The organism is uncultured Pontibacter sp., from assembly GCF_947499215.1.
Lineage (GTDB): Bacteria > Bacteroidota > Bacteroidia > Cytophagales > Hymenobacteraceae > Pontibacter.
In genome coordinates, this window is sequence record NZ_CANMNI010000001.1 from 425,404 (window position 1) to 451,627 (window position 26,224).

Genomic DNA, 26,224 nt, shown 5'->3' on the forward strand with positions numbered 1-26,224 from the left:
AAGACTAAGAGAGTTGCTTATGTAATTTCTATCATGACAATACAGGTATAACACCTAATCTGAATCTACACTAGGCTAAAAGGGAGCAGCGGAAACATCCGTCGCTCCCTTTATGTATAATGGGGCATGAGTAGAGCATTTGTAAAAGAAGACGACGCGGGCGAAGCGCCCATCATTCCACCCCGGGCCGCCCTGCCTGCGGGTGTGCCTAATTACGTGCGTCCGCATGGATTGGAAAAACTGCGTGCTGAGTTAGAAGAAATGGAAGCAGAGCGCAGTAGCGTAGAGGCAAATCGCGAGAACGAGGCAGACCGTACCCGACAATTAACCATTCTCAACGGCAAACTAAGCGCCCTAAACGGACGAATCGCCAGCGCCAGAGTGATCGACCCGCTGGAGCAATCCGCCGATGAAGTACGCTTCGGAGCCACGGTTAAGCTGCGCACTATTAGCGGCGGCAAACCCGGCACTATACGAAGGTTCACCATCGTAGGCGTAGATGAAGCCGACGTCATGCAAGGCTTGATCGGTTTTGTAGCCCCTATTGCACAGGCCGTCACCGGTGCTAAAGTTGGTCAAAAGCTGCAGCTGAAACTAGGGCGTGTGGAAGAGGAAGTGGAAGTGATGGAGATCGGATATAACTGAACACTATAGCGAAGTAAAATGTCATTTCGACCACCGGGAGAAATCTGGAGTGCTATACTCGTTCAGATTTCTCACTAGCGTTCGAAATGACATTAATAGCTTAATGCTGGTGCCCCTGTGGCATTGCAGTGGGTTGATCTGAAGCCGGAGCTCCGGCATTCTGCCCTCTCCTATACGTTTCCTCTGTCTCTCCGCAAGTCAGCATGGCTTCACCGAAGTAAGGGTTGCGGATGTCCTTGATCTCGCTCAACCAGAAAGCGCCTTTATCGCCGAGGGCCATCGGGCAAGATTGTATATAGGCTACTTCATGCTGAATACCAAACACCTTCACAGCCTCTATCACGTGATCCGAAAGCGGCGAGAAGGCAGCCCGCTGCTTTTCCAGATCACGGCTTTTCTGAATCGCTTCGGCATTTGATTTCAGCGTTGGCAGCAAGGCCATCCACTGGTCGTGCAGCTTGCCATCCAGTTCGTTCATGTCCACTTCACCCAGTTTCATGGCAAAAGTGCCTGCCGCCTGACGGGCCGCAGGTATATCGGATGCCACCAGCGCATTTTTCAAAGTATAGTAGAGGTCTACCAGCGCGGTAAGCTGTGATTGGAAAGCCTCTGAAGCTTTAGGTCCGCCTGCCGGAGGAGGGGACATCATGCTGTAATTCCCTCGCAACTGCGCAGCACCATCCACGGCAAACACGCCGTTCGTCACTACTTCCTCGCCTTGCTGCAAGCCAGACTCCACTACATACCTGTCGCCCATGCGTGGCCCCAGCGTGATCTCACGCATCTCAAAAGCTGGCATCTCCTCTCCTTTCACTTTTACATACACCACCGAACGCTTACCGGTCCACAGCACGGCACTACTTGGCACCGACAGCGACTGTACTTTTGCGCCTGTAGACGTCTTGATGCGGGCATCGGCAAACATGCCTGGCTTCAATTGATTACCCGGGTTCTGCACCTCGGCCCGTACCTCAATAGCACGTGTTGTGGCATCCAGCACAGGCGTGATAAAGGCAACCTTGGCCGTGAACTCCTTACCCGGTATACCCGGCACAGTAAAGGTGATGTTACCACCCTGTTTTATCCACGACATATCAGCCTCGTAAGCGTCCAGCACCACCCAAACCGAAGACAGATTGGCTACTTCAAACAGTGCAGAGCCTGTGGTCACATAATCCCCGGCGCTCACCAATCGCTCTGTCACCACACCGGCGGCATCGGAGTAAATATCGAAATTGGTGATGATGTCCGAAGCGTTCTCTATGCGTTTGATTTGCGCGTCGGTAAGTTTCCAGAGCTTCAGCTTAGATCGGGCAGCTTCATAGAGTTCCGGCATTAGGTCTTTGGCACGGGCGGCTTCCTGCAGTTCGCGTTGTGCGGTGATTAGCTCCGGAGAATAGAGCGAAGCCAATCGCTCGCCACGGCGCACTTCCTGTCCCGTAAAGTTCACGTAGAGTCGCTCAATGCGCCCCGGAAACTTGGCCGTGATAGAAGAAACTTGCTGTTCGTTTAGAGCTACTCGTCCTGAAAGAACCAGTTCGTTCTCCGGATCCACCATCTCCAGTCTCGTGGTCTGAATATTAGAAAGCGCAATAGCTTCCGGCGTCATCTCTAGCACATAGCGGCTGGTCTTTCCGCCACTTCCGCCATTGCTCACCGGGATCAGATCCATGCCACAAAGCGGGCATTTACCGGGTCCGTCCTGCCTGATTTGCGGGTGCATGGAACAGGTATACTCGGTGGCGCCTGCCACCTCACCTTCATGATCGTGCGCTTGTTCCGACCCACGTCCGCCAAACAGCAGCCAGCCCAGCAGCAATCCGCCTAAAGCCACGAGTATGTAGGTTCCGATTTTTTTATTTCTTGGATTCATTTTTTTGATGATAATGAATTTATGTTTTTCTGATTTTCAGTGATTCAGTGCTTTTCTAGTCTGGTGTACAATTGGTACCCCCTCCTAAGGGGCAAGGCCTTTTCATTCTCGGAGACTATCCCCTTGAGGGGATTATAGGGGTGTAAATTCGGGTTTAAATGCCAACAATAGGCAATTTATAAATTCACCCGCAATTGCAAACACCCCTCTGCGCTCCCCTCAAGGGGAGAATTCGCTAGAATGAAATAACCTTAGCATACAATCATTCCAATTGCTAATTAATGCTATACCTTCAACTCTCAATTATCCCCCTGAATCATCCGGTTGATAGCCGACACGGCGATGTTTTGGTCGGTGACAGCCTGCAGTTGCTGTTGCCGTAAGCTGAGCAACGACTGCCGCTGGCGGATGATATCTTCTATACCTGTTCCAGAAACCGAGTAGTTTGTTGTAAGCAGTCGGATGGTCTGTTCCGTTAGCGTCACCTGATCTTCTAGCAAATTGATCCGGCTCACCGAGCTCTGGTACTGGTAAAGCAGATTCTCCAATTCCGTGAATAGCTCGCGCTCCGTTGCCTCCTTCTGGTAAATAGCTGCCTGTTGCGAGAACTCCGCTTCCTTCTTGGCCGCATTATACTTTTTACGATAAATTGGCAGTGTCAGGGTTACCATTGGCATCACCATGTTCTCGCCGCCCATTTGCATGCCATCGTCAGTGCGAGGCTTGAAGATCATGTAGTTCAACCCGACTCCGAACATTGGTCGGCCCATCAACTGCGCCATGCGCAATTGAGACTCTCGCGCCTTTTCGTCCCACTCATACATTTTGAGCATCGGATGGTTGGTCCGGATGGAGTCTTCGATTAGCGAAAGCGTAGCCGGCAATTCTGCAGGAAGAAGCGTGTCAGCCGAGATAACCGTCATACTTGGCCGGCGGCGCAGCAATTGGTTGAAAGCAAACTGCATCGGTCTGCGTGCCTCGTGGTGAATCAGGATCTGGTTTTCCAGTTCTTTCACCTGCAGACGAATCAACATCACGTCCACCATGGAAGAACCGCCGGAACTGCCCATACTGGACATGCTACTTCCGCCCGAGGCCATACTACCGCCACTGGCAGAACCAGAAGCTGCACTCCCACCGGAGCCACCCATACCTGCCATGCCGGAGCCGCCACCGCCGGCAGCACCTGAAGAACTACTTGCTCCACCAGTTGTGCCGCGAGCCGGAGTTGCTGCGCCAGAAGTACCACCCGCCGGGGCCGTCTTATACTTGGCAAGTGCCAATCGCTCCAGCGTCTTCATAATCTCCAGTTCCTTTTCCATCAGGATCGATTCCTGATCGTTCAGGTATAGCTGGTACCAAATGGTGCGCACCTCGTGGTATAGGTTGATCTTCGCCTCGATAAAGGAAGCGAATTTCATCTGCGCCATGTAGTTCGCTTCGTCGCGGGCCGCTTTTTGGGAGCCGAACCACGGGAACATCTGCATCACCGAAATGTCGCCTACCTGATTGCCCATAAACCGCTCCATCGGCCGCAGAAAGAAGTTAAAGGAAGCCTCCGGGTCTGGCAAAGCGCCCACCTGCGGGGCACGCTGCAGGGCCGCCTGATACTCAGCATAGCGCGCCTTCAGCGTGGGGCTGTTCTCGCCTGCCTCCACCAGATACTCTTCCAGCGTTTGCGCCTGAACTAAGGGCATCGCCCCTAGCAACAGGATTAAGATTGCCAGTATCTTTTTCATACAGTTTCTTTTTTGAATTTGAGTTCTTCGCGCCAGCTGTACAGCACCGGCACGATCAGCAAGGTGATCAGGGCTACTACCATTCCTCCGAAAGAAGGTATAGCCATCGGGATCATGATATCGGAGCCTCGCCCGGATGACGTGAGCACCGGCAAAAGCGCCAGCAAAGTGGTGGCGGTGGTCATCAGGCAGGGGCGCACGCGGCGTATACCAGCCTCCATCACCGCAGCGCGCACTTCGGCTCGCGTTTGCGGGGTGTTGTGCTCGAAGCTTTGTTTCAGGTACGTTCCCATCACCACGCCGTCGTCGGTGGCGATGCCGAACAAGGCAATAAAGCCAACCCATACCGCCACACTCAAGTTGAACGTGCGCATCTGGAAGAGCTCCCGCATGTTGGTCTCGCCAAAGGAGAAGTTCATGAACCAGCCCTGACTGTAGAGCCACAGCATCATGAAGCCCCCTGCAAAAGCCATGGCAATGGACGTGAAAATGAACAGCGACGTACTCACAGACCTGAACTGGAAATACAGGATCAGGAAGATGATAAGTAAGCTAAGCGGCACAATGAAGGCCAGTCTTTCTTCGGCACGAATCTGATTTTCGTAGTTCCCGGAGAATTTGTAACTCACACCTGCCGGCACGACCAGTTCGCCGGAAGCGATCTTCTCCTGCAGGTAGCGCTGCGCATCTTCCACCACCGTTACTTCGGCAAATCCCTCCCGCTTGTCGAGCAGAACGTAGCCCGTTAGGAATGAGTCTTCGCCGCGTATCATCATCGGGCCCGGACGGAACTCAACTTTGGCAATGGAAGCCAGTGGAATTTGACCACCGCTAGCATTCGAAATCATTATGCGGTTCACGGATTCCGGATCACTGCGATACTCGCGTGCGTAGCGGGCTCGGATGGAGTAGCGCTCACGGCCTTCGACCGTCGTGGTCAACGCCATACCGCCCATTGCTACTTCGATATACTCCTGCACATCGGCCACATTCAGACCATAACGACCCATGGCGCGACGGTCCAAGTCAATTTCCATGTAGGGCTTACCAAGTGAGCGGTCCGCGTATACAGCTTCCGGTTTCACCGACGGCACCTCTTTCAGAAGACGCTCCATTTGCATACTGAAGTCCTCAATGGTTTGCAAATCCGGGCCGTATACCTTCACTCCCATCGGGGCGCGCATACCGGTCTGCAGCATCACCAGTCGGGTTTCGATCGGTTGTAGTTTCGGAGCGGATGTCACACCCGGCAGTTCAGCCACCTCTACAATCTCGTTCCAGATATCGTCCGGCGTTCGGATGTGATCGCGCCACTGGCGGAAGTACTCGCCCCGCTTGTCTTCGATCAGGTTGCCTTTTTCATCGCGTATGAATTCGCCTTCATCATCTACTTTGAAGCGTACTTTACGGCCGTTTTCATCCGTGATGTATTCTGACTTGTATTGGATCACGTTCTCGTACATGGACATCGGAGCCGGGTCCAGCGCCGTTTCCGCACGACCCGCTTTGCCCACGACCATCTCCACTTCAGGTATAGCCGTGATCAGCATGTCGAGTTGCTGCACGTAGCGCTTGTTAGCCTCCACCCCGGTATGCGGCATGGAAGTCGGCATCAGCAGAAAAGCTCCCTCGTCCAGCGACGGCATGAACTCCTTGCCCATCCCCGGGAAGGTATGCACCATACTACTCCAAGGCGACGAGGTGCGCACGTTCACTCCCACTTTATCGAAGCCCGTTGCTACCCAGCCAAATACACCATTAAAGCCGATCCAAATGTTAAGGCCCAGCAGCATGATGATAGCCGGTATCAGCAGGAACGTCCCTTTATTCGCCAGACACCAGCCCAACACACGCGGATAGACCCTGATGAAGAGTGAGAACAGTCCCAGCACCAAACCGATAACTAGCAGGATGAAAATGAAGTTGACAAAATAACTAACCGACACACCTAGTGGCACCCATTCCGTGGCCAGCAACCACGACACGGCCAGTACCGCAATGGCTACCGTAATCAGGCTATGGTGTCGACTGAAGCGCTCCGGTTGGTAATAGTTGAGCAGGTTATTCGCTGCAATCAGGATCAGCGTTACACCTGCCAGTGGCACGATGAACAAGGCCACTACACCCAAGCCCACCAAGCCCCAGTTCAGGATCTTACTCCACGCTAGGTTGCGCGACTTCAATCCGAAAATGAGATGTGCAAAGGCTGGCATGATCAGCATAGTGAAAATCAGCGAAGCTACCAGCGCAAAGGTTTTGGTATAGGCGAGCGGACCGAACAATTTACCCTCCGCCGCCTCCAGCGTGAACACTGGTAGGAACGAGACAATGGTCGTAGAAACGGCCGTCAAGATCGCAGTGGCTACCTCTGTAGTGGCGTTGTATACAGTCTTGAGCAGCGACTGGCCCGGCGGAGCTTCCTCCATGTGTCGCAGGATGTTCTCGTTGAGAATAATCCCCAGATCGACCATGGTACCGATGGCGATGGCTATACCTGAAAGGGCAACGATGTTGGCGTCTACCCCGAAGTATTTCATCAAAATGAAGGTCATCAGCACGGCCAGTGGCAGCAAGGCCGAGATCAGAAGCGATGCCCGAAGGTTATAGACCATCACGATGATCACGATAATGGTGATCAGAATCTGCAGGATGATGGCGGTGTTGAGCGTCCCGAGTGTTTCGTTGATCAGCTGCGTCCGGTCATAGAAAGGCACCACTGTTACTTTGGAAACACGCCCGTCAGCCAGTTTCTTAGAAGGCAGACCGGCGGCAATATCGTCGAGTTTTGCTTTCACATTGTTGATTACAGCCAGCGGGTTGTCGCCGTAACGGGCGATCACGACGCCACCTACAGCCTCGGCCCCACTCTTGTCGAGCACGCCTAGCATGGAGCGGTCAGCCGGGCCAATATTCACCCGCCCAATATCGCGTATGCGGATCGGCACGTTGTTGGCCACCCGAACGGTCGCCTCTTCAATGTCGCTGATCTCCTTTACATAGCCCAATCCGCGCACCAGATACTCCACCTGATTGATTTCCACGGTGCTGGCGCCTACCTCTTGATTGCTGGCTTTGAGGGCGCTCATCACCTCCATCATGGAGACGTTATTGGCCTTCATTGCCACTGGGTCGAGGTCAACCTGATATTCTTTGATATAGCCTCCTACAGAAGCCACTTCGGCCACGCCCTGTGCTCCGGCCAAGGCGTATTTCACATAGAAATCCTGAATGCTGCGAAGCTCATGAAGGTCCCAGCCGCCTGCCGGATTACCCTCTTCGTCGCGGCCCTCCAAGGTATACCAGTATACCTGCCCGAGCGCTGTGGCGTCAGGTCCCAGTTTCGGGGTAGTTTCGGCAGGAAGCAGGTCGGCTGGCAGTGAATTGAGTTTTTCGAGTATGCGGGAGCGGCTCCAGTAGTACTCCACATCGTCCTCAAATATGACATAGATGCTCGAGAAGCCGAACATGGACGTGGAGCGAATGGTTTTCACGCCCGGCATACCTAAAAGGGAAGTCGTAAGCGGATAGGTGATCTGGTCCTCCACGTCCTGCGGAGAGCGGCCCATCCACTCGGTAAAAATGATCTGTTGGTTTTCGCCAATGTCGGGTATGGCGTCCACCGGTACCGGGTCACGGGGCAAGAAGTTCACGTTCCAGTTGAACGGCGCCACCATGATACCCCAAGCCACAATAAGGAGCAGCAGCAGGGTAGTCACCAACTTCTGTTCCAGGAAGAATTTAATTATGCTATTTAACATGCTCTATTCGATTGAATGCAAAAAGGAATGGCATTTTCCAGAAAGGAAAAACCAATAGCTATACCTGACCAGAAAAGCCGGGCATCATCGAAAAAGCAGGTTTATAGAAGAAAGGACTGCACGAGCACAGGGATGTCCTGCGCGAGCAAAGGCGGGGAATAGTCCGGCACATGAGTATAGGCCGGTTCGTAAAGTTCGAAAAGTGCAGACCATACCGCCGTAAAAGCAGCGATAAAAGTCATGTCTGGAACAGATAGTTTAAAGCTCGGGCTTAGCGTTTGCTCGTCTTCTACTTCCAGCACAATGGTCTGATCCTGACAGCAATCATCGTCCATGGCCGGCTTGTGGCAGTCCGGCAGGTTCTCGCGCTGTTTCTCCATTTCGCAGGCGGCGCTGTGCGAGAAGAAGGCTGTTGCCATTACCTCACCCGCGCACAAATGCTGCGTGATTGTCATCCCCAGCGAGGAGAAAACAACCAGCAAAGCCAGTGTCAGGGTCAGTATGGTGCGAATCAGCTTCAAATTCAAATGGGTCCGTTTAAACGAAGATACAGTTTCTTTTGCAAAATTAGTCAGTAAATGCCGTAGGTGCTTACAGATTTAGAATAAAATCTTACAAAAAACGACAGAAAGCCAAAGATCTACTCTAAAACGCACCTCGGTCCCGATATGATTCATTTCTTGCACAACTAAATATTCATGCAATAGCGTATAGCACTATAGAAAGATATGACAACAGGAAGAACACGATGAAAAATAACGAACAGGAAATACAGGGACGCGTGCGGGAAAGTACACCGGACAGTCTGAATGAGCGGGTTGATAGTTCTATTCGACAGAGCATAGCCCGCTACAAAGGGCGCAGCAAAGAAGAAATATCCGAGCGTATACGAGAACTTGATCAGGAATGGAGCGTGGAGCGCACATTGCAGGTCAATGCTGCCACACTGGCACTTTCAGGCACACTTTTGGGTGCATTTGTCAACAAACGCTGGTTTTTGATGCCGGGTATTGTCACGACTTTCCTGCTGCAGCACGGCATACAAGGTTGGTGCCCTCCCCTGCCCATCATGCGTGGACTAGGTATTCGCAGCCGCCGCGAAATAGACGAAGAGCGCTATGCCCTCAAAGCACTGCGAGGCGACTTTGATGACATATCCCCTAAAAGCTCACCAACGCAGATCTTGGATACGGTGCGAACTACGTAAGTACTTATTTTTCAGAAAAGTGATATTTATCATCTTATGACAGGCCAAAAACATGGATATTTGTCTTTTCCCATGTTATGCTTACTAAACCTGTCTCAATACCTGTAGTTCTCTGGCTCATCAGTGGCATTGTGCTGGTCGTGGCTATGGTCATCATTGGGGGCATCACCCGCCTGACCGGTTCCGGCCTCTCTATTACCGAATGGAACCTCATTTCAGGTACGCTGCCCCCGCTTTCAGAAGCCGAGTGGCTTGTCATGTTTGAGAAGTACAAACAGTTTCCAGAATACCAGAAGCTGAACTTCGGCATGGATCTCTCCGGCTTCAAGCAGATCTTTATGTGGGAGTACCTGCATCGCCTGCTGGGCCGCTTCATTGGCATCGTCTTCATTATACCTTTCCTTTATTTTCTGTACCGCAAAATGCTGGCGCCTTGGCTGGTCAAGCGTCTCATTTTTATCCTATTGCTAGGTATGGCACAGGGCGTAATGGGATGGGTGATGGTGATGAGCGGTCTTAGCGAAATGCCGCACGTAAGCCACTACCGACTGGCCGCGCACCTTTCGCTGGCCCTGCTGCTGGTGGGGGTTATCCTCTGGACGGTGGCGGATTTGTTGGCTCCTGCCCATGGCAGTTCAAAAGCCAAGCGCCCCGCTTATACCCTGTCTTGGCTGGTATTGGGCGCTATCATGCTGCAGATTGTGCTGGGAGCTTTTGTTGCTGGCTTAAAATCGGGTTTTTCTTACAATACGTGGCCGCTAATGCAGGGAGAAGTCTTCCCTAGTAACCTGAGCGACTCGCTTCCAATTAGTGACCTATTTAACAATGGAGTGGCAGTGCAGTTTATGCATCGCTGGTTCGCCTTTGTGGCCTTTGCCGGCATCGTACTCCTTTGGTATAAGGTCAGACAGCGGGTGCGGAACTTGAGTGCGCAAAGAATTGTCAATCTGCTCTTACTGACAGGTATAGCGCAGGTGCTGCTGGGTATATTTACGTTGGTACTTGCCGTTCCGCTCAGTCTAGGGGTACTGCATCAGTTAGTAGCTGTTTTACTCTTTGGGTTAGCCGTACTGGCAGTGCATTTCTTACGCCAGCCGGCATCTGTAACATCAGCTGAAAAGGATAGACTGGTAAAGTCTCCTCCCTATCAGCACGTTTAAATCAAAAGTACCCCAGTTTATTTCCATTATGCAAAATACAAAGCACCTAAAGGCTCCGTACACAAAAAACGAAGCCGATCGCATCTACGACTTGCTGTATTATGACTTGAATTTCAGCAGTCTTGAAAATGAATTTAAAGACCTTTCTACACTGGCCGCTTCTGTGGCCGGCACTGAGGTTTCCCTGCTCAATCTCATCGATATCTATACACAGTGGACCGTTGCCGGGCACGGGTTGCCAACGATGCTGACACCCCGCGAAAATACTGTTTGCCAATACACCATACTGGAGTCGGACCATCTGGAGGTAAAAGACATGCAGCAGGACGAACGCTTCAAAGACTTGGCCGGCATCAAGGACGGTCCCATGCTGCGCTATTATTTCGGTGTCCCGCTCCGTACGCCGAACGGCCATAACATCGGTTCACTCTGTGTGCTTGACAGTGGGGAGATTACCCTGTCGGCAGAAAAAGTGCAAGTCCTTAAAACAATAGCAGCTGAGATTGTAAATCGACTGAACAGATTGAAAGAAATACATTCACTGCGTCGTGAATTGGCAGAAGCGCGGGCCGTAAACAGAAGAGTGGCCCATGATATCCGCGGGCCGATCGGAGGTATCGTGGGACTGGCCCAAGTGCTGATCCGAAAAGAGGGTAAAAGTAGTGCAGAGGAGGTTCTCCGGATGAGCCAGATGATCCAGAAAAGTGGCAATTCGCTACTGGGGCTGGCCGAGGAGATCATGCGGGGTGAGCAAGGTCTGATAAGCGAACCCTCTCCTGAGGATGGCATCACGCTGCAAGGACTTAAAGCTAAGCTGGAAGAAATTTTTCAGCCGCAGGCTACTGACAAGGCGGTTGGCTTTGAAGTGAGCATCAATGAAATGCTCAGCACGATCACCTTTTCAAAAAACAAGCTGCTTCAGATCATTGTTAACTTAGTGACGAATGCGCTGAAGTTTACGCCTCCACTAGGTGAGGTAACTGTCAAACTGGACCTGACCTTGTCTCAAAATCACCGCATACTCAGCGTTCAGGTGCAGGACACAGGTATAGGCCTAAGCCCGGATCAGGTGGAGGCGATCATGAAAGGCCGAGCTTTGAGCACTTCGGGCACAAGTGGAGAGCTGGGCTACGGAATGGGTTTACAATTGGTGCAGCACCTGCTTGCAGGTCTGCAGGGGAAGCTCCTAGTGGAAAGCACACCCGGATTAGGATCCACTTTCGAACTACAAATCCCGATTGGTACTGTGGCACATTTAGAGTAGGCGTTACCAGAACATGACCCCACGCCCGGCAGTGCGCTCTGTTCCAAGGTTGCGCAAGGTATAGGCAAGCCCAATTTCGTTTGTAGACCGGCTGATCGAGCGGGCTTCTTGTATAGGGCTTTCATAGGCGTAGGTCATGCGGAATTGACCGTAGTGCAAGCCGGCTGCCACATGAAAGGCTTGGTCGTTGCGATAGCCCCCTCCGACCCAAAGAAGCTCATCGTACACCAGTTTTACCTGACCTTCTGCGGCGCCTTTCAGCTGTTCGTCGTATTGGTAAAGGCCGTTGAGAATAAGTCCAAAACGGTCTGCCAAAGCGGTACGAAAGCCGGCCTGTGCAATGTGCTTGCGGGTATACACGTCTTTCATAAAATTGTCATCGCTACTCATAAAATGACCTTTGGTAATGTCCTGCATGGCGTAGCCGAGGTAGTAATTAGCAGAGGCCAGCGCGAAACCTAAGTTCAGGTCAAATTTGCTCATGCTGTTCTGGTCACCCAGTACGTGCTGGTAACGGGGGTCGCCGTTGTTGTCCACCACCAGACTGTTGCCGTCGAGCCTGAAATTGTTATAGGTAAGGGAGGTTCCGAATCGCAAAGTAAGCGACTCCGAAAGCCGCACACCAGTACCGTAGTTCAGTCCCAGTTGCGTCTCTCTCGTTGGACCGAAGCGCTCCTGTAGTGCGATGAGGCCAAAGGCATGCTGTGCGCCCATATACCCGGTACGCGAGTCGCGGTATTGGTAGTGGCGGGTGCGGTCTGCTGACTTATCCAAATCCGCTAAATCCAACTCACCCGAGAAGAAAAGCGTTTTGGGGGCATCCTCAAAACCAGTCCACTGGTTACGGTAAAAGGTACGGAGCATAGAGCCTTCGTAGCCAGTGAGAGAAGGATTGTAGAAATGCTGATATGCTGAGAAATTGCTGATATACTTGCGGTTCTGCGCCTGCAGTCCCGAAATAGTCAATAGAAATATAGCTGTTAAAAATAATCTGTTCATGTAAGCTTACTTTAATACTGTTAACACACCCTTCTGCACAAGATTAATATCCTTCACCTCGATGATGTAGAAATAAGAACCCTCCTTTACCTGTCCGTCCTGACTACGGCCGTCCCAGCCCTGCTCCGGATTGGTGGTATGGAACAGTCTTCTGCCCGCTCGGTCAAACACCTGAATACTGATCTCGTCATAAAACTTAAGCTCAGGCACCGACCATGTATCATTAATACCGTCGTTGTCCGGTGAGAAGGCGTTTACAAATTTGATCGGATTAGCCGGTTGGTATACCTCCTTATTCAGGGTAAAAGTCTGCTCAAAACTGTTCTGGTAAGGATCAGTGGTACGCACCCGTATGTTGAAGTTGCGAATCCCCGACAGTCCGGTATTCGACTTCAGGTACAGCTTGTCATCCCTGAGTTCGAAGTAAGAGTTATGGTTATCACCTTGTCCGCTCACCAACTCATAGGTATGGGTTTGGTCGTCCGGATCGGTGGTGCTGAATGTCAGCAGCTCTTCAATGGGACTCGCATCGGGTTTAAAGGAGTTCTGACTGATCGCAATGGCGGTCGGCGGACGGTTCGGTTCCACGGTAACCGTGATACTGGCCATGCGATTGTCTTGGTTGGTGGTGTTTGGTTTCAATACCAGTTCACCCTGCAAAGTATAGGTACCCGCTTCCAGCCCGTTGTAATTGCCCGCCTGCCAGTTGATATCCAGCTCATCTGATTCACCATTGGTATAGCTCACCCCAACCTGTGTCGGCAAAGGCAAGTCTTCGAAACTTGTTCTGAAAGGCACACTGATCGCCGCAAGGCTACCCACAGTCACTATATTCTTTGTCATTTTCACTACCTGCGCCGTGGCATCCGCGCCTCGGTTACCGGCCGCATCCACTTGATAGAAAGCCACTGTTAATGTTCCGTCATGCAGACCGGACAGGTCGAGCTTATCTAAAGTGAATGAAGTGGCCGTTGTATTCGCAGTGCCTGTTACATCCGTGCCGCCTTTGTCGCTGCTGATGGTGTAGAAATAAGTGGCATTCTGCTCCGCCCCTTTCACGCTGAAAGAGACATTCTGCTGGTTGCTGTGATCTACCTTGTCTGTTCCGAAAGCTACGGTATAACCAGACGGAGCACTGCCATCATAATTGATGCGCAAAGAATTAGAGGCTGTATTTGGGTTACCCGCCGCATCCTGTACCTTGCCGGCTGTCATGCGAACGGTTACCTCTCCGTCGGCTGATGGTTTGATCACGGCGCTGTATGCTTGATTGCCTGTTTTCTTAAAATCGCTGGCAGTTCCGTTGCCTATTGTCAGATCAGCCACCGCAAAGCCTTCCACTTCTTCACTAAAGTTGACTGTAACGGTAAAGGACTGATTGGTCAGCTCAGGCGCGTCCGTACTTAACGTTACAGTCGGCGGCGTGGCATCGTACTGGCGCTTGAGTACATTTGAAGCTGTGTTACCGTTTCCGGCCAAATCTTCTACTTTGTCAGCTGCTAACTGCAAGCTTACTTCTCCAGCTTTTTCTGGAGTAAGCAACACGGTATACGTGGTGTTGTCCGTTTTCTGCAGATTGCTCAGTTTGCCATTGGTTGCGGTAAAAGAGCTTAGCGCAAGTCCGGTAACCGGCTCACTGAAAGTTATCGTAACAGGTATAGCGGCATTGGTTAGTTCGCCAGCCGTGGTGGCTAACGTAACCGTAGGAGGAGCCACATCATAAAGGCGCTTCAGTTCGGAGGAAGCTTCGTTGCCGTTCCCGGTTTCGTCTGTAGTTTTGTTAGCCGCCACGCTTACCACTACCTCGCCATCTGCTGTGGGTGTAATAGTGGCAGTATACACCCTCGCACTCTCCGCTTTAAAGTTGCCTGCTGTGCCATTTTTCACACTAATGTCAGCAGCTGCAAAGCCCGTTACAGCTTTATCAAAGGTAAACTTCACAGTAAATGGTGCTTTCACTAGCTGAGGGGCATCAGAGCTAAGCGTGACTTTCGGGCGCTTCAGGTCATAGGCGATCTCCAGCTTATTGGAAGCCGTGTTGCCGTTGCCGGCCAGATCCGTTGATTTGTTTGCTGCCAAACTGATGGCCGCAGTGCCCTGCCCGTTGGCCGGTGGCGTGATGGTGGCGGTATAGGTCGATTTATTGACTGCCTTGAAATCACTCAAGGCCCCTCCGGAAACGGTGATATCGCCAGCAGCGAGACCGTATACTTCTTCTGTAAACTTAAGCTGTGCCTGAAAGGCCTCTTTCACCGGTGCTTCAGCTTGTGTGCTGATGGCAACATCTGGTTTAGTAAGCTCAATGGTTACAGCAAAGGAATTGCTGACCTTACTCATATTGCCCACAATATCCGTGGCGGTGGCAGTGAAGCGGTAGACGCCTGCTGGAAGAGCCGTGCCTTCGTAGTTGAATACCCAATCACCACTGTTGTTAGCGGTTACCTTGCCCAATTCACCCCGTTCGGCTTCACTCACGGTCACCTCAACCCCGGCTTGTGCTTTACCTGAAATGCGAAGGGTGTTGTCAGATGTTACCTGATCGTCATCTCTAGGTCCGCGATCTTCTGTTACACCGCTGAATACTGGGGGTGTTGGCGGCTCCGTGATAATGGTCCAGCTATAGGTAGCCGGTGTCGCATCTTTGCGGCCGCCGGCATCTACGGCACGCACCGCAATGGTATAGCGCCCGTCGGCCAGATTGCTCAGGGTATAAGGATTGCTGACAGCTTCAAAATCGCCTCCGTTCAGGCTCACTTCAAAGTAAACAGGGCTCTTGTTACTGGCAAATTCAAATGTAGCCGATCTACTTTTTGATATTTCGTCGGGCTTTTTGGTGATGGTGGTTTCAGGGTTGTTAGAAGTTGTACTGGCCGGTTTCAAGAGAGGGTTGAGGGCCTTGAACCACTGATTGGCCATTTTCTGAAAACCTGTAGTATGTGGATGCACCAAGTCGTGCATGTCGCCTTGGTCAGCCGTGTACCAGAGCGAATACTTCAGTCCGGCCTCCCGCTCCATATCCACCACAATCACCCGGTCGCTTCGGGTGCGGATGCGGTTTTCAGCCATCGTTTTCACCCGCTGGTTAAAACGACTGGTCATTTCAGAGGTCCCGCGTGAATTGGCGTCTTCCAAACGATTGATGATCAATGCAAGTACAACGGTGACCTCTTTGCCAGCCCTAGCTTCGTAGGCATCTACTTCATCCAGTATGGACGCCATTTCCCCAATGGTTCTGTCGTCGTCTGAAAGACCGTAAAAGCCGCCGTTGGTACCCAAATGCAGTAGGATTACATCCGGATTATACTTATCCAGATAGGTGCCTGTACCGCGCGATACAGTTTCGCCTACCTGATTGCGGTAGCTACTTGTGCGCAGCAGGTCGAGAATATCGTTGGTACGTGCGGCTGAAAAACCCGCATTGTGGTCATTGGCTAGGAAAGCACTGCCTGAACGTTCACTGCCCACATAAGTGAAGCGGGCGTTTACACCCATCAACAGATCATACAGCTGTTTGCGGTAGGAGATGCGCTCGGAGTCAGGTCGGTTGTCACCTGATACGGTACCATGCGTGTTGGAGTCACCGAGCGGCATGATATTGAAGTTCTTGTTCTGCGCATGCGTGGTGGCGCTAACCGTACTGCTCCAGGGCGAGTCGCCGGAGTTGGTCACAGCCTTTACACGGTAGTAGTAAGTCTCGCCATAGCCCAGCCCGGTATCGCGGAAGGTATAGATCGTTTTGCCGCTGGTTAGGGCCACTGTGGCGTGATTCTGAAAACCGATATTTGGAAACAGCGAGCGTTCCACCACATATTGCGTGGCCCCTGTTACGGCATTCCACTGGATGGTAATGGCGCCCACCAAAGAAGGCTGTGCTTTAACAGCGGCGGGGGCTGAGGCAAAAAAGGCATAAGCACTTGGAACTGCTGCCCCTCTAAGACCTGAAAATGCCGACACACAAAAGAGTACTATAAAAAGTATAAGTCTCGCCTGCTCCCCATAGGCGAACGAGTAGATTTTATTCATATAAACAAAAGAGTCGAATTAAAATACCTTGCAGAGCTAATGTTATGCAGGTTCACAGGGCTAAACGAAAATCTTTTTGACAGGTTGAGTATTTGGACCAGAATATATAGTCGGATAGATTTTAGCCTATCAATTCAGCAATACATCCTACGAGAAAAAAGATGCTATTAAGTACCATCTGATGGTTGAAAATGATCTACAAATTCAACCCTGAATAGTTCATTTTCAAATCATCAAACACGTACAACACTATAAAACAACAAAACTAGCATATGTGAATATGGACCTTATAGGTTATTATAGCGGCCAGATCAGACACTCGGTATTACGTAGGGGTCAGGGTGTTGCTAAAGCGCCGGCTGCTGAATATGATGCGAACGATCACTAGCAAAGAGCGAACTTATGCAGCATTTTGCCCGAGAGATAGCTCACCTACTGGCACTACTTTCAGTTAAACTATTCTTGATTGGACTGTTTTTTCTGCTTAGTCTGTTCGTACTGTTTCATCTCATTCACGATGTTTTTGCAGACGGCGACACTGGATTTGACCACATGATGTTTGCCCTCGCCGATCGCATTTCATCACCGGGCATGACACGCACTATGCGCATCATTTCTTTTCTAGGCTCACCCCGTTACCTTATCATTGTGCCTGCCTTGTTGGTGCTGGTCTTTTCCTTTTACCGGGAAATGCGCTGGAACGGGCTTCGGGTTCTGATTATTTCCTTTACCGCTTCCATGCTTAATCAGCTGCTGAAAAATTATTATGAGCGCCCAAGACCTGCTACGGCTTTTATGGAAATGTCCGGGTTCAGTTTCCCTAGTGGCCATACCATGATTGGAGGCGTATTTCATGGACTACTCATTTATATCATCTGGACTACAGTTGGGAACAAGATTTGGCGCTGGGCCCTTTCGGTCTTTTTCACATTGGTGGTGGTGCTCGTTGGGCTAAGCCGTATTTATCTGAATGCACACTATGCGACGGATGTAGCTGCGGGCTATCTTATTGGATTGCTATGGCTAGTTCTTTCGCTGTATCTGCTTCGGCAAATTGAAAAAATATACGTAGCCAGATATAACCCCAGATTAAAACAACAGGGTTAGTAGCGCTGCTCTTCATTATATACCTTGCAATAGTCTATAAGTATGCGCAAGCTTACCCTCTCCCCTATTTTTCTTAGCTTGTGTTTTCAATGTCAAGTAACGATAGAACGACATGTGGTTTTCCAAATCAATAGAGGCAGTTCTGACTGAACTTAAGGTAGACCCGGCACAGGGACTCTCTGAAACAGAAGCGCAAGCCCGGCTGGAAAAGCATGGCCCTAACAAGCTGACGGCAAAAAAGAAAAAGAGCGTCTTTCAGATGTTCGTGGCGCAGCTGCGGGACTGGTTGATTTATGTATTGTTTGCCGCGGTGGTGATTACGCTGTTCATGGGTGAGTACATCGACTCCATCATCATCATGGCCGTGATTATCCTGAATGCCGTGCTGGGCGTAGTACAGGAAATAAAGGCGGGCAATGCCATCGAAGCGTTGCAAAAAATCGCTTCCCCCAAAGCCATTGTGCGCCGCGATAGTGTCGTGAAAGAGATTGATGCGGAAACGGTCGTGCCGGGCGACATACTGATACTGGACGCTGGCAGGTATATCGCCGCCGACCTGCGTTTGATTGAATCGGCCAACCTGCAGATAGAAGAGTCGGCCCTGACCGGCGAGTCCGTTCCATCTCCCAAAGATGCCACAATCATCCTGCCTGCACCTAATACTCCGCTTGGCGACCGCGATAATGCGGCTTTTATGTCAACCTTAGTGACGGCAGGCCGTGGTGTGGGAGTAACCGTGGGCACCGGTATGCAGACCGAAGTGGGGAAAATCGCCACTATCATCGACACCGAAGAAGAGTCTAAAACCCCGCTGGAAATCAGGCTAAGTAAACTCGGCAAATCACTCGGCAAGTTCGCCATTGGCATTTGCGTGCTCATTTTTGTGGTGGCTTTGTGGCAGGGGCGCGACCTGACAGAGATGTTTCTGATTTCGGTTTCGTTGGCGGTAGCCTCTATACCCGAGGGCTTGGCTGCCATCGTGGCGATTGTGCTTTCGATTGGCGTTACGAGTATGTCTAAACGCAACGCCATCATCCGGCGACTGCCTGCGGTGGAAACCTTGGGTTCTGTCAACATCATCTGTTCTGACAAAACGGGCACGCTCACACAGAACAAGATGACGGTCCTCCAATACTTCAATCTGGAGGGTGAAGTTACTGTGGAGCGGGAACAAGAAAACACCTCTACTGACGATGCCAAACTCCTTGCCAAAGCCATGGTGCTTTGCTCTGACGCCACCTACGAAAACGGTGAGGGTACAGGTGACCCGACCGAGATAGCCTTGCTTCTATTGGCAGACGATTTAGGTATAGACCGCGGGGCATTGACCAATCAAAACAAACGGATAGACGAGTTTTCGTTTGATTCGGACCGGAAACTGATGTCGACCCTGAATGAAGAGGACGGCAGGTACACGGTGTACACCAAAGGTGCCATCGACAATCTGTTGAAGCTTGCCACCCATGTGCAGGAAAAAGGACAGGTTGTGCCGATTTCGGAGAACCACATAAAAGCATTTCAGGAGGCCACAGCACACATGTCGGAACAGGCGCTTCGTACGCTGGGAGTTGCCTATAAGCCTGTAGACAGGGCAATCGGTGCCGCGGAGATGGAGCAAGACCTGATCCTGTTGGGGCTTGTCGGTATGATGGACCCACCGAGAACAGAAGTGAAAGACTCGGTGAGAAAAGCAAAAGACGCGGGCATTACCACCGTCATGATCACCGGCGACCACAAAATCACCGCCTTCGCCATCGCTAACGAACTAGGTATAGCCGACAACCTTGACCAAGTCATAACAGGGCAAGAAATTGATGAACTGATAGACAGCGATTTTAGCAATCGGGTTGGCAACTACCGCATATTCGCACGGGTTTCACCGGAACATAAGGTACGCATCGTGCGTGCCCTCAAGGCACAGGGTAATGTGGTTTCGATGACAGGAGACGGGGTAAACGATGCGCCCTCGCTCAACGCCGCTGACATTGGGGTAGCCATGGGCATTACGGGCACAGACGTGGCCAAAAGCGCTTCGGACATGATCCTGACGGACGATAATTTTGCCACCATCGTGTCGGCCATCGAACAGGGCAGAAACATTTACAACAACATCCGCAAAGCCGTTCTTTTCTTGCTGACCTGCAACCTTGGCGAAGTGGTCGCCATGTTTATCACGCTCATGATTGGCTGGGAAGCCCCCCTGATTGCGACGCAATTGCTCTGGATCAACCTCCTCACCGACTCCATGCCAGCCGTTGCGCTAGGTATGGACCCCGGCGATCCGGATGTGATGCAGGAAAAGCCCCGCAACCCGGAAGAAAGTTTTTTTACCGGCATTGCGGGTTGGCGTGTCATGGGTGGCGGCTTCCTGATCGGTGGCCTCACTATTTTCGCGTTCTGGTTCGGCTACTACGAGCACGGCTATACTCCTTTCGACGACGGAGTGCCAGTCGCCACGTTGGAGAATGCCAGAACGCTGGCGTTTATGACGCTCGTAGCCTGCCAGCTATTTTATGCTTTGGCCATGCGTCACCCCACAAAATCTATTTTCCAGCTAGGGGTTTTCACGAACAAGTATTTGATCGGTGCTATTGTGCTGGGGCTGGCACTGCAACTCATTGTCATAGGCATTCCTTTTATGCGCGAAGCTTTTAACCTGAAAACGCTGGATGCAAAAGGCTGGTGGATAGTAGTTTTACTGGGTTTGGTACCGCTAATAGTGAATGAATTAGGCAAAATATACCTGCGGGCTCGAAGAAATAAAACACTAGTTTTGTAAAGTCATTGAATTATGCAAGCAAGCTATCCCCTTGAGGACAAGAGAGAACGGGAGTTCGAAACTTGCGACCAAGGGTCAATAGGGGTGTAAATTTGTGTAGAAAAGACTTATAAATAGCCAATCTGAAATTTCCCCACAGTTGTAAACACCCCTCTGCGCTCCCCTCAAGGGGAGAGTTTTCTTAACACGAATAGTCTTACCTACCTCCTAGGCAGCGTGAAGTTCAAATCCACACTGATGATAAAAGCCTTGAGCCCGTCGCTGCGCCAGTAGTTAGCGCCACGAAGTTCTATACCTTTCAGTGAGGTTTTGTTCTTTGAGAATGGCAGTCCGAATTTCGCTATACCTGACAGCGGCGAATAACGCAACCCTATACCTGCCTTATGGCTGGTGAAGCCCGACAGATCGTAGTCGGAGGTATAGAACTCCTGATTTAGGCTGTGCTCTTTGTAAGGCGCAAAATAGTTGGCGCCCGTTTGGGTATGGAAGCGGTAAAAAGGATAGAACGAGAAGAAAGGACCGAACTTGATGGGTGTCTCCAGTTCGATGGTATTGCCCGTCACACCCCAGTTGTCGCTGTAAAATCGGTAGAAAAAACGTGTTGTCACGTAATCGTTCACATAGTAATTCACTCGCAAACCTACTGGGTATTTCAGACGCTGGTCGGGTAGTTGCTCCACTTGTGCCATCTCCTGTTCCCGGAAGTATACCCGGTGAAACGGCGTGGACAGCAAACCCGACTGGTACACGATATCAGCACTCAACGAAGCCTGCATTTTCTGGTTGATCACCTGCGAGAGCGTGGCCGAAAGATTGTAGGATTGGCGTTTGTTGGTGTTCACCCAAGGGGCGCCTTTCCGCAACTCCTCCGGGTATATCAGCGTCCAAGAATCATAATAGATCATACCTGTCAGGCTTAGCTCACGGTTACCGTCCCGCGACTCCTGCGCCCAGCCGGCCCCCACTGAAAGCGACTGGTAATCATACTCGGTGGAGCCCCCTAGGAACAAACTTCTGGTGGAGCGGGTCAGGCTGTTGCGTCGGCTTATACCTAGGTTTAGGTGCGTGCGCAAATCGGAGCTCGAAGCCGACGACACATTGTAGTCGATGTTATCGGTGGATGCCGAAGAGTAAAAATCCATACCGAAGCTAATGTTCAGATTGGTCACGGTGTCGAGCGGCACGTTCACGATGATGGTCGGCGTGACGTCAGTAAGTTGCTCTGTACCGATGCCTCCCGTCACAGGAGAATGGTTGCCGTCCTGACTATAGTAGCTGCCGAGAATATTCACTTCTGCCGGCTCCAGTTTGCGCACACGGCGCGTTGGGGCGGTTGTGTTTGTAGTCTGTGCAAAGGCTGTGGTGGCCATGGTACAGGCCATCAGCAAGCCGATATACCTTAGTTGCATCCGCACCCCCCTCCTACTTTACCACCGTTTGCGCCCGAAGCACCCTCCCGGTATGATTGAAAATTCGTTTCGAAGCGCTCCAGTTTGCGGGCGCTCAACTTCATCTCCTCCTCGTTCAGCAAGGTTTTCTGATAAGGCTTCACCACTTCGCAGCCACTCAAGGCACTAAGCGATAAAATGCCAAAGGCAAGGAGTACGGCGCTTTTAGAATACTTCATACCGGTTAGATTTTAGATGTTTTAGCAGGTATAGCCGCCTTGGCTGGCTGCGGCTTGTTGTTATAGAAATGCAGGTGCAGGTTGTCAGAGGGAACCATTTCATTTTCATCCGTCACCATTAGGCACTCCACGCCTTTCAGCTGGTTCACAAGGTATAGCCCCTCCTCTTTGCCGAGCACAAACACAGCCGTGGCCAGCGCATCAGCCAGCTCGGCATCAGGGCAGACGATGGTCACACTCTTCAGCCCCGTAACCGGATAACCCGTGCGTGGATCGATGATGTGGGCGTAGCGTTTGCCGTCTATCTCGGCATATTTTTCATAGCTGCCGGAGGTCACGACGGCGGTATGATCGGCGGTGAGCCAAGAGAAAACCTTTTCCTTGTCGGCAGGGTCGGCTATACCAATGTACCACAGCTGACCGTCAGCCTGTTTACCCCATGTGATCAGGTCGCCGGCGGCATTCACCACACCGCTCTTGATGCCCATGCTGCGCATCAGATCGCGGGCTTTGTTCGCTGCATAGCCTTTACCAATGGCGCCAAAGCCGATTTTCATGCCTTGCTCTTTCAGGTATACGCTGTGCGTTTCAGGTATAAGCTGTATTTTCTGATAGCCGATATGGCGTATGGAATTAGCGACTGCCTGCGAATCGGGCATGGCAGTCATGCTGCCGTCGAACTTCCACACCTTGTCCGCCGCCGCCCAAGTAATGTCAAAAGCCCCGCCCGTCAGCTCCGAAATGCGCAGGCTACGCCGGATGAGTTCGTACAGTTCCTCGTCGACCGGCACGGGCATTCCGCCTGCACTCCGGTTAATAGCGCTAGTCTGGGAAGTCGGTTGCCACTCCGAAATCAGCGCTTCGATCCGTTGAATTTCCTTTATACCTGCCTCAATGGCTTGGTTTGCCAGTTGCTCGTCCTCGGACACAGCCACCAGTTCAAAACGCGTACCCATCAGCAAGAGCACTTTCTTCTGCGCTTTGAGCTCCTGTTTGGGAGTCTGTGCCTGCGCGATACTGCCAGCAAGCAACAGCATCACCAGCAACGAATGCATGACTTTATACATGGAGGTGCAAGATTAAAATTTATCAGGCAATCTACTTCTGGTGCAGGAGTTGTTCAAGGTGCGTGATGTACTTGTCAGGCCCGCCGGGCTGATAGCCCGTCTTGCCCAGTACCTTGCCTTGCTCATCAGTCAGGACAACGAGCGGGAACAAGCCCTCTTGGTTGTATTTTTCAGCCAGTTGCTCGTTGGACTTTTTCTGTTCATCGGGGAGTTGGTTTTTCTTGAAGCGCGGGAAGTCAAGCTCTACCAGCACGAAATGGTCTTTGGCATAGTCCCGAAAGGCTGGCGTATCCCATACCTCTTTGCGCAGCATGATGCAGGGCTTGCACCAGTCTGACCCGGCGAATACCATCAAGATGGGTTTGTGCTCGGCAGCTGCCTGTTTAGCCGCTTCTTCGTAGCGGTGCTGCCACTTGGGCTCGTCAGTATTAGATTGTGCGCTGGCTGCGAAGCCAACAGATAGGAAAGCCCAGAACAGGGCAAAAGCAAGAGCACGTTTCATTGACACCTTGTTTAGTGGTTTGACAAAATCAGCCACCCCGTTGGTCAGGTATAGGCTAATCCCAGAAAAACTAGGTGTAAAGTTTAGTGCTTCAAATGTGGAAGAGATCTGTTCTTAAGGATTTAACGATATGTATCGCGACACTGTTTTAAAAGCTCCTTATTTATATTGAATATATTTTCATGATGATAACAATTCCATTTAGATCACTGATCAGAGGATTAATATTCAAATATGGTAAATGCACAACCATGGTTCTATAGTAGTAATATTAAGTTTTTTAAAAAAAATACAGTAAACCAAATTAACCATCTAGCGTTGAAAAGTAAAATATATCCCAAAATAATACCATGGTTGATTTTATCTAATATACTTGATTATTACTGGATTACAGTCCTTATAAAGGGCATTATCAAATCAAACACGAGAAGTCATGAAAGAAGACCTTAAAGAGAGTGGAAGAGGACTAAGTTACACACACATGATTATCTATGGTGTGGTAATTGAATTGATACTGGTTGCTATTCAGTTTTTATATGTGAGGATTTCCGGGGAGGTGGATGATACTAGTAAGTTTACAAACGAGTATATGCGAAACACAGGATTTCTGATCTTTCAGGTAATCGGCTTTTTTGTGTATGTATTCGCTACTTATTTTCTCACTAAGAGAATACAGCAAAATCTTATAAGCAAGCTAATATTATTCTTACTTGCAGGTGCAATAGTTGAATTGGCTTTCTATCTATTTATGCAGGCTGATTATGCGGGCGCTTTCCTCTACTCAATTCTAGACAAATTCGTAGCCGGTTTCTTTGGCTGGATCATATACAAGTTTGCTGATAGAGGACATCGTGTAGGCAAGGATTATTAAAAATGAAACGAGGTCTAACATACTTTAGACCTCGTTTTAATTACGCAGCTACTTCTGCCTCTCTTCTTCCCTTCTGCACCAGCATCCAGCCTAGGACAAGTATCACGACGGATATCCCTAAAAAACCGAAGTTCCAAGCCGACTGGTTGGAGGATATTTCACGCACGTTGTGGAGCACTAGAATATGATGGTCGATGATGCCCTCCACAATGTTAAAAATGCCAAAACCAAGCAACAGACTGCCACCGAAAATCCGGTTGGAAAGTACTGATTTGCGCTCGTACACTACCCGCCAGAGCAAGTAAATGCCTAGCGCCGTGGTTAGCCATGTAAAGGCATGGAAAATGCCATCCCAGAACATATTGGTCTCTTTATTCAACAGTGTGTCAGGGGGCAGTTTGGCCGAGATCATCTGATGCCACTGCAAGATTTGATGCAGCACGATGCCATCTACAAATCCGCCCATACCTATTCCGATCAGAGTGGCCGCCGCTATGAGCGGGCCCGTACGGACAGTTTTCACTTCTTCAATGGGTATTTGTCTTTTCATAGCGCCTTATTTGAGTTTGTGTAGTCTGTACACCGCCGCCCCGATAAAAAGAAAGGGCAGTAGCATGTAAAAGAAGAGTTTCAGAAAGCTTTCGTCGAATATGGCTGCCTGCAGCGGGCGGTTGCAAGTGGTACAGGCAAAGGCAGGAAGGCTGATTATCAGGAACAGCAAAAAAAGAATCACAAAACGAGGTATCAAAAAGGTTTTCATCATCAGCTATACCTGTTAAAATCACACCAATAAACTCCACACATATACCTGATATAAAGCCCTTTAGTTTCTTCACTAGCCGATTCCCAGTCTCGTACAGGCGATTCTCAAGCCTTGTTGTCAAAATATCCGGCTTATGTAACCATAGTCACTGAAAGCCTTCGATAAAGCGATGACCTTTGTAATGTCAATTAAACAGAACCATGATGCAGCAATTCTGGAACGATCGCTACCGCCAACAGGAGATGGTATATGGCAGCGAGCCAAACGTCTTTTTTAAAGAACAGCTACAGGGCCTGAAACCCGGCAAACTTTTGTTACCCGCCGAGGGAGAAGGACGAAATGCGGTATATGCCGCCTCGCAAGGCTGGGACGTGCTGGCCTTCGATTACAGCGAGGCCGGCCAAGCGAAAGCGTTGGCACTGGCTGCTAAGCAGGGTGTCAGCATAGACTACCGCTTGGCTGATGCCGAAGGTTTTAAAACCGAACCTGAAAGTTTTGATGCCGTGGCACTGATTTACGCACACCTCCCGGCCGACCTGCGCCAAGCCCTGCACCGCAAGGTACAGCAATGGCTCAAGCCCGGCGGCATAATCATATTGGAAGCTTTTCATCCGAAGCAATTGGGCTATACCTCGGGTGGCCCCAAAGACGAGTCCATGCTCTATACAGCCGACATGCTGCTGCAAGACTTCGCAGGCATGGAAGTGAAGGTGCTGGAGGAAAAGGAAGTTACCCTCAACGAAGGGGCACACCATAGCGGTGCCGGCTTCGTGACCCGGTTAGTAGCCACCAAACCGAAAGAACAAATCAGATAAACCATAAAATAGCTAAACAAGCGAT

General features: G+C 50.8%; 20 protein-coding genes. 8 read left to right on the plus strand and 12 right to left on the minus strand.

Annotated elements, in window-relative coordinates:
- Positions 1–126 precede the first annotated feature (126 nt).
- A complete protein-coding gene (locus tag Q1A04_RS01855; RefSeq protein ID WP_299700380.1) occupies positions 127–645 on the plus strand; it encodes a GreA/GreB family elongation factor in 519 nt (172 codons plus the stop codon).
- Between the two features lie 100 nt (positions 646–745).
- Here Q1A04_RS01855 and Q1A04_RS01860 read toward each other — a convergent pair whose 3' ends face one another.
- The 4 genes from Q1A04_RS01860 to Q1A04_RS01875 all read right to left on the minus strand — a co-directional run bounded on the left by Q1A04_RS01860 (position 746) and on the right by Q1A04_RS01875 (position 8,542).
- A complete protein-coding gene (locus Q1A04_RS01860; protein WP_299700383.1) occupies positions 746–2,518 on the minus strand; it encodes an efflux RND transporter periplasmic adaptor subunit in 1,773 nt (590 codons plus the stop codon).
- Between the two features lie 299 nt (positions 2,519–2,817).
- Positions 2,818–4,257, minus strand: a complete 1,440-nt coding sequence (locus tag Q1A04_RS01865; RefSeq protein WP_299700386.1) for a TolC family protein — start codon at positions 4,255–4,257, stop codon at positions 2,818–2,820.
- Positions 4,254–8,015, minus strand: a complete 3,762-nt coding sequence (locus tag Q1A04_RS01870) for an efflux RND transporter permease subunit (protein ID WP_299700389.1) — start codon at positions 8,013–8,015, stop codon at positions 4,254–4,256. Before Q1A04_RS01870 ends, Q1A04_RS01865 begins: the two co-directional genes overlap by 4 nt.
- 101 nt (positions 8,016–8,116) lie before the next feature.
- Complete coding sequence (locus Q1A04_RS01875) at positions 8,117–8,542, minus strand: hypothetical protein (RefSeq protein ID WP_299700391.1); 426 nt, start codon at positions 8,540–8,542, stop codon at positions 8,117–8,119.
- Between the two features lie 221 nt (positions 8,543–8,763).
- Here Q1A04_RS01875 and Q1A04_RS01880 point away from each other — a divergent pair, with 221 nt between their 5' ends.
- The 3 genes from Q1A04_RS01880 to Q1A04_RS01890 all read left to right on the plus strand — a co-directional run bounded on the left by Q1A04_RS01880 (position 8,764) and on the right by Q1A04_RS01890 (position 11,646).
- Positions 8,764–9,222 (plus strand): hypothetical protein, encoded by a 459-nt coding sequence (locus Q1A04_RS01880; protein ID WP_299700394.1) that lies wholly within the window; start codon positions 8,764–8,766, stop codon positions 9,220–9,222.
- A gap of 77 nt (positions 9,223–9,299) precedes the next feature.
- Positions 9,300–10,382, plus strand: a complete 1,083-nt coding sequence (locus Q1A04_RS01885; protein WP_299700397.1) for a COX15/CtaA family protein — start codon at positions 9,300–9,302, stop codon at positions 10,380–10,382.
- A 28-nt stretch (positions 10,383–10,410) separates the two neighbouring features.
- On the plus strand, positions 10,411–11,646 hold the full coding sequence (locus tag Q1A04_RS01890; protein ID WP_299700399.1) for a GAF domain-containing sensor histidine kinase: 1,236 nt from the start codon (positions 10,411–10,413) through the stop codon (positions 11,644–11,646).
- Positions 11,647–11,649: 3 nt separating this feature from the next.
- Here the strand turns inward: Q1A04_RS01890 and Q1A04_RS01895 are convergent, their stop codons facing one another.
- Complete coding sequence (locus Q1A04_RS01895) at positions 11,650–12,645, minus strand: type IX secretion system membrane protein PorP/SprF (RefSeq protein WP_299700402.1); 996 nt, start codon at positions 12,643–12,645, stop codon at positions 11,650–11,652.
- A gap of 6 nt (positions 12,646–12,651) precedes the next feature.
- Positions 12,652–16,668 (minus strand): Ig-like domain-containing protein, encoded by a 4,017-nt coding sequence (locus Q1A04_RS01900; protein ID WP_299700405.1) that lies wholly within the window; start codon positions 16,666–16,668, stop codon positions 12,652–12,654.
- 402 nt (positions 16,669–17,070) lie between these two features.
- Between Q1A04_RS01900 and Q1A04_RS01905 the strand changes: the two genes are divergently transcribed.
- Both Q1A04_RS01905 and Q1A04_RS01910 read left to right on the plus strand, forming a co-directional pair.
- Positions 17,071–17,775 carry a phosphatase PAP2 family protein gene (locus tag Q1A04_RS01905; protein ID WP_299700408.1) on the plus strand — a complete coding sequence of 235 codons (705 nt, stop codon included), beginning with the start codon at positions 17,071–17,073 and terminating at the stop codon, positions 17,773–17,775.
- A gap of 112 nt (positions 17,776–17,887) precedes the next feature.
- On the plus strand, positions 17,888–20,554 hold the full coding sequence (locus tag Q1A04_RS01910) for a cation-translocating P-type ATPase (RefSeq protein ID WP_299700411.1): 2,667 nt from the start codon (positions 17,888–17,890) through the stop codon (positions 20,552–20,554).
- Positions 20,555–20,754: 200 nt separating this feature from the next.
- Here the strand turns inward: Q1A04_RS01910 and Q1A04_RS01915 are convergent, their stop codons facing one another.
- From Q1A04_RS01915 to Q1A04_RS01930, 4 genes are read right to left on the minus strand one after another with little or no spacing between them, the layout of a single operon-like run.
- On the minus strand, positions 20,755–21,963 hold the full coding sequence (locus Q1A04_RS01915; RefSeq protein ID WP_299700414.1) for a DUF3570 domain-containing protein: 1,209 nt from the start codon (positions 21,961–21,963) through the stop codon (positions 20,755–20,757).
- The gene (locus Q1A04_RS01920) at positions 21,954–22,181 is read right to left on the minus strand and encodes a DUF4266 domain-containing protein (protein WP_299700417.1); all 228 of its coding nucleotides are present in this window, start codon (positions 22,179–22,181) and stop codon (positions 21,954–21,956) included. The genes Q1A04_RS01915 and Q1A04_RS01920 overlap by 10 nt, the downstream gene beginning before the upstream one ends.
- Positions 22,182–22,186: 5 nt before the next feature.
- Complete coding sequence (locus Q1A04_RS01925; protein ID WP_299700420.1) at positions 22,187–23,236, minus strand: FAD:protein FMN transferase; 1,050 nt, start codon at positions 23,234–23,236, stop codon at positions 22,187–22,189.
- Positions 23,237–23,279: 43 nt separating this feature from the next.
- Positions 23,280–23,750, minus strand: coding sequence for a thioredoxin family protein (locus Q1A04_RS01930; protein WP_299700423.1), 471 nt, complete (start codon positions 23,748–23,750; stop codon positions 23,280–23,282).
- Positions 23,751–24,183: 433 nt separating this feature from the next.
- Here Q1A04_RS01930 and Q1A04_RS01935 point away from each other — a divergent pair, with 433 nt between their 5' ends.
- The gene (locus Q1A04_RS01935; protein WP_299700426.1) at positions 24,184–24,621 is read left to right on the plus strand and encodes a hypothetical protein; all 438 of its coding nucleotides are present in this window, start codon (positions 24,184–24,186) and stop codon (positions 24,619–24,621) included.
- A gap of 40 nt (positions 24,622–24,661) precedes the next feature.
- Here Q1A04_RS01935 and Q1A04_RS01940 read toward each other — a convergent pair whose 3' ends face one another.
- Together Q1A04_RS01940 and Q1A04_RS01945 are read right to left on the minus strand one after the other, a co-directional pair.
- On the minus strand, positions 24,662–25,171 hold the full coding sequence (locus tag Q1A04_RS01940) for a DUF2243 domain-containing protein (protein WP_299700429.1): 510 nt from the start codon (positions 25,169–25,171) through the stop codon (positions 24,662–24,664).
- A gap of 6 nt (positions 25,172–25,177) precedes the next feature.
- Positions 25,178–25,384, minus strand: coding sequence for a hypothetical protein (locus Q1A04_RS01945; protein WP_299700432.1), 207 nt, complete (start codon positions 25,382–25,384; stop codon positions 25,178–25,180).
- Positions 25,385–25,584: 200 nt separating this feature from the next.
- Here Q1A04_RS01945 and Q1A04_RS01950 point away from each other — a divergent pair, with 200 nt between their 5' ends.
- Positions 25,585–26,199, plus strand: a complete 615-nt coding sequence (locus Q1A04_RS01950; protein WP_366943762.1) for a class I SAM-dependent methyltransferase — start codon at positions 25,585–25,587, stop codon at positions 26,197–26,199.
- The last annotated feature ends 25 nt before the right edge of the window (positions 26,200–26,224 follow it).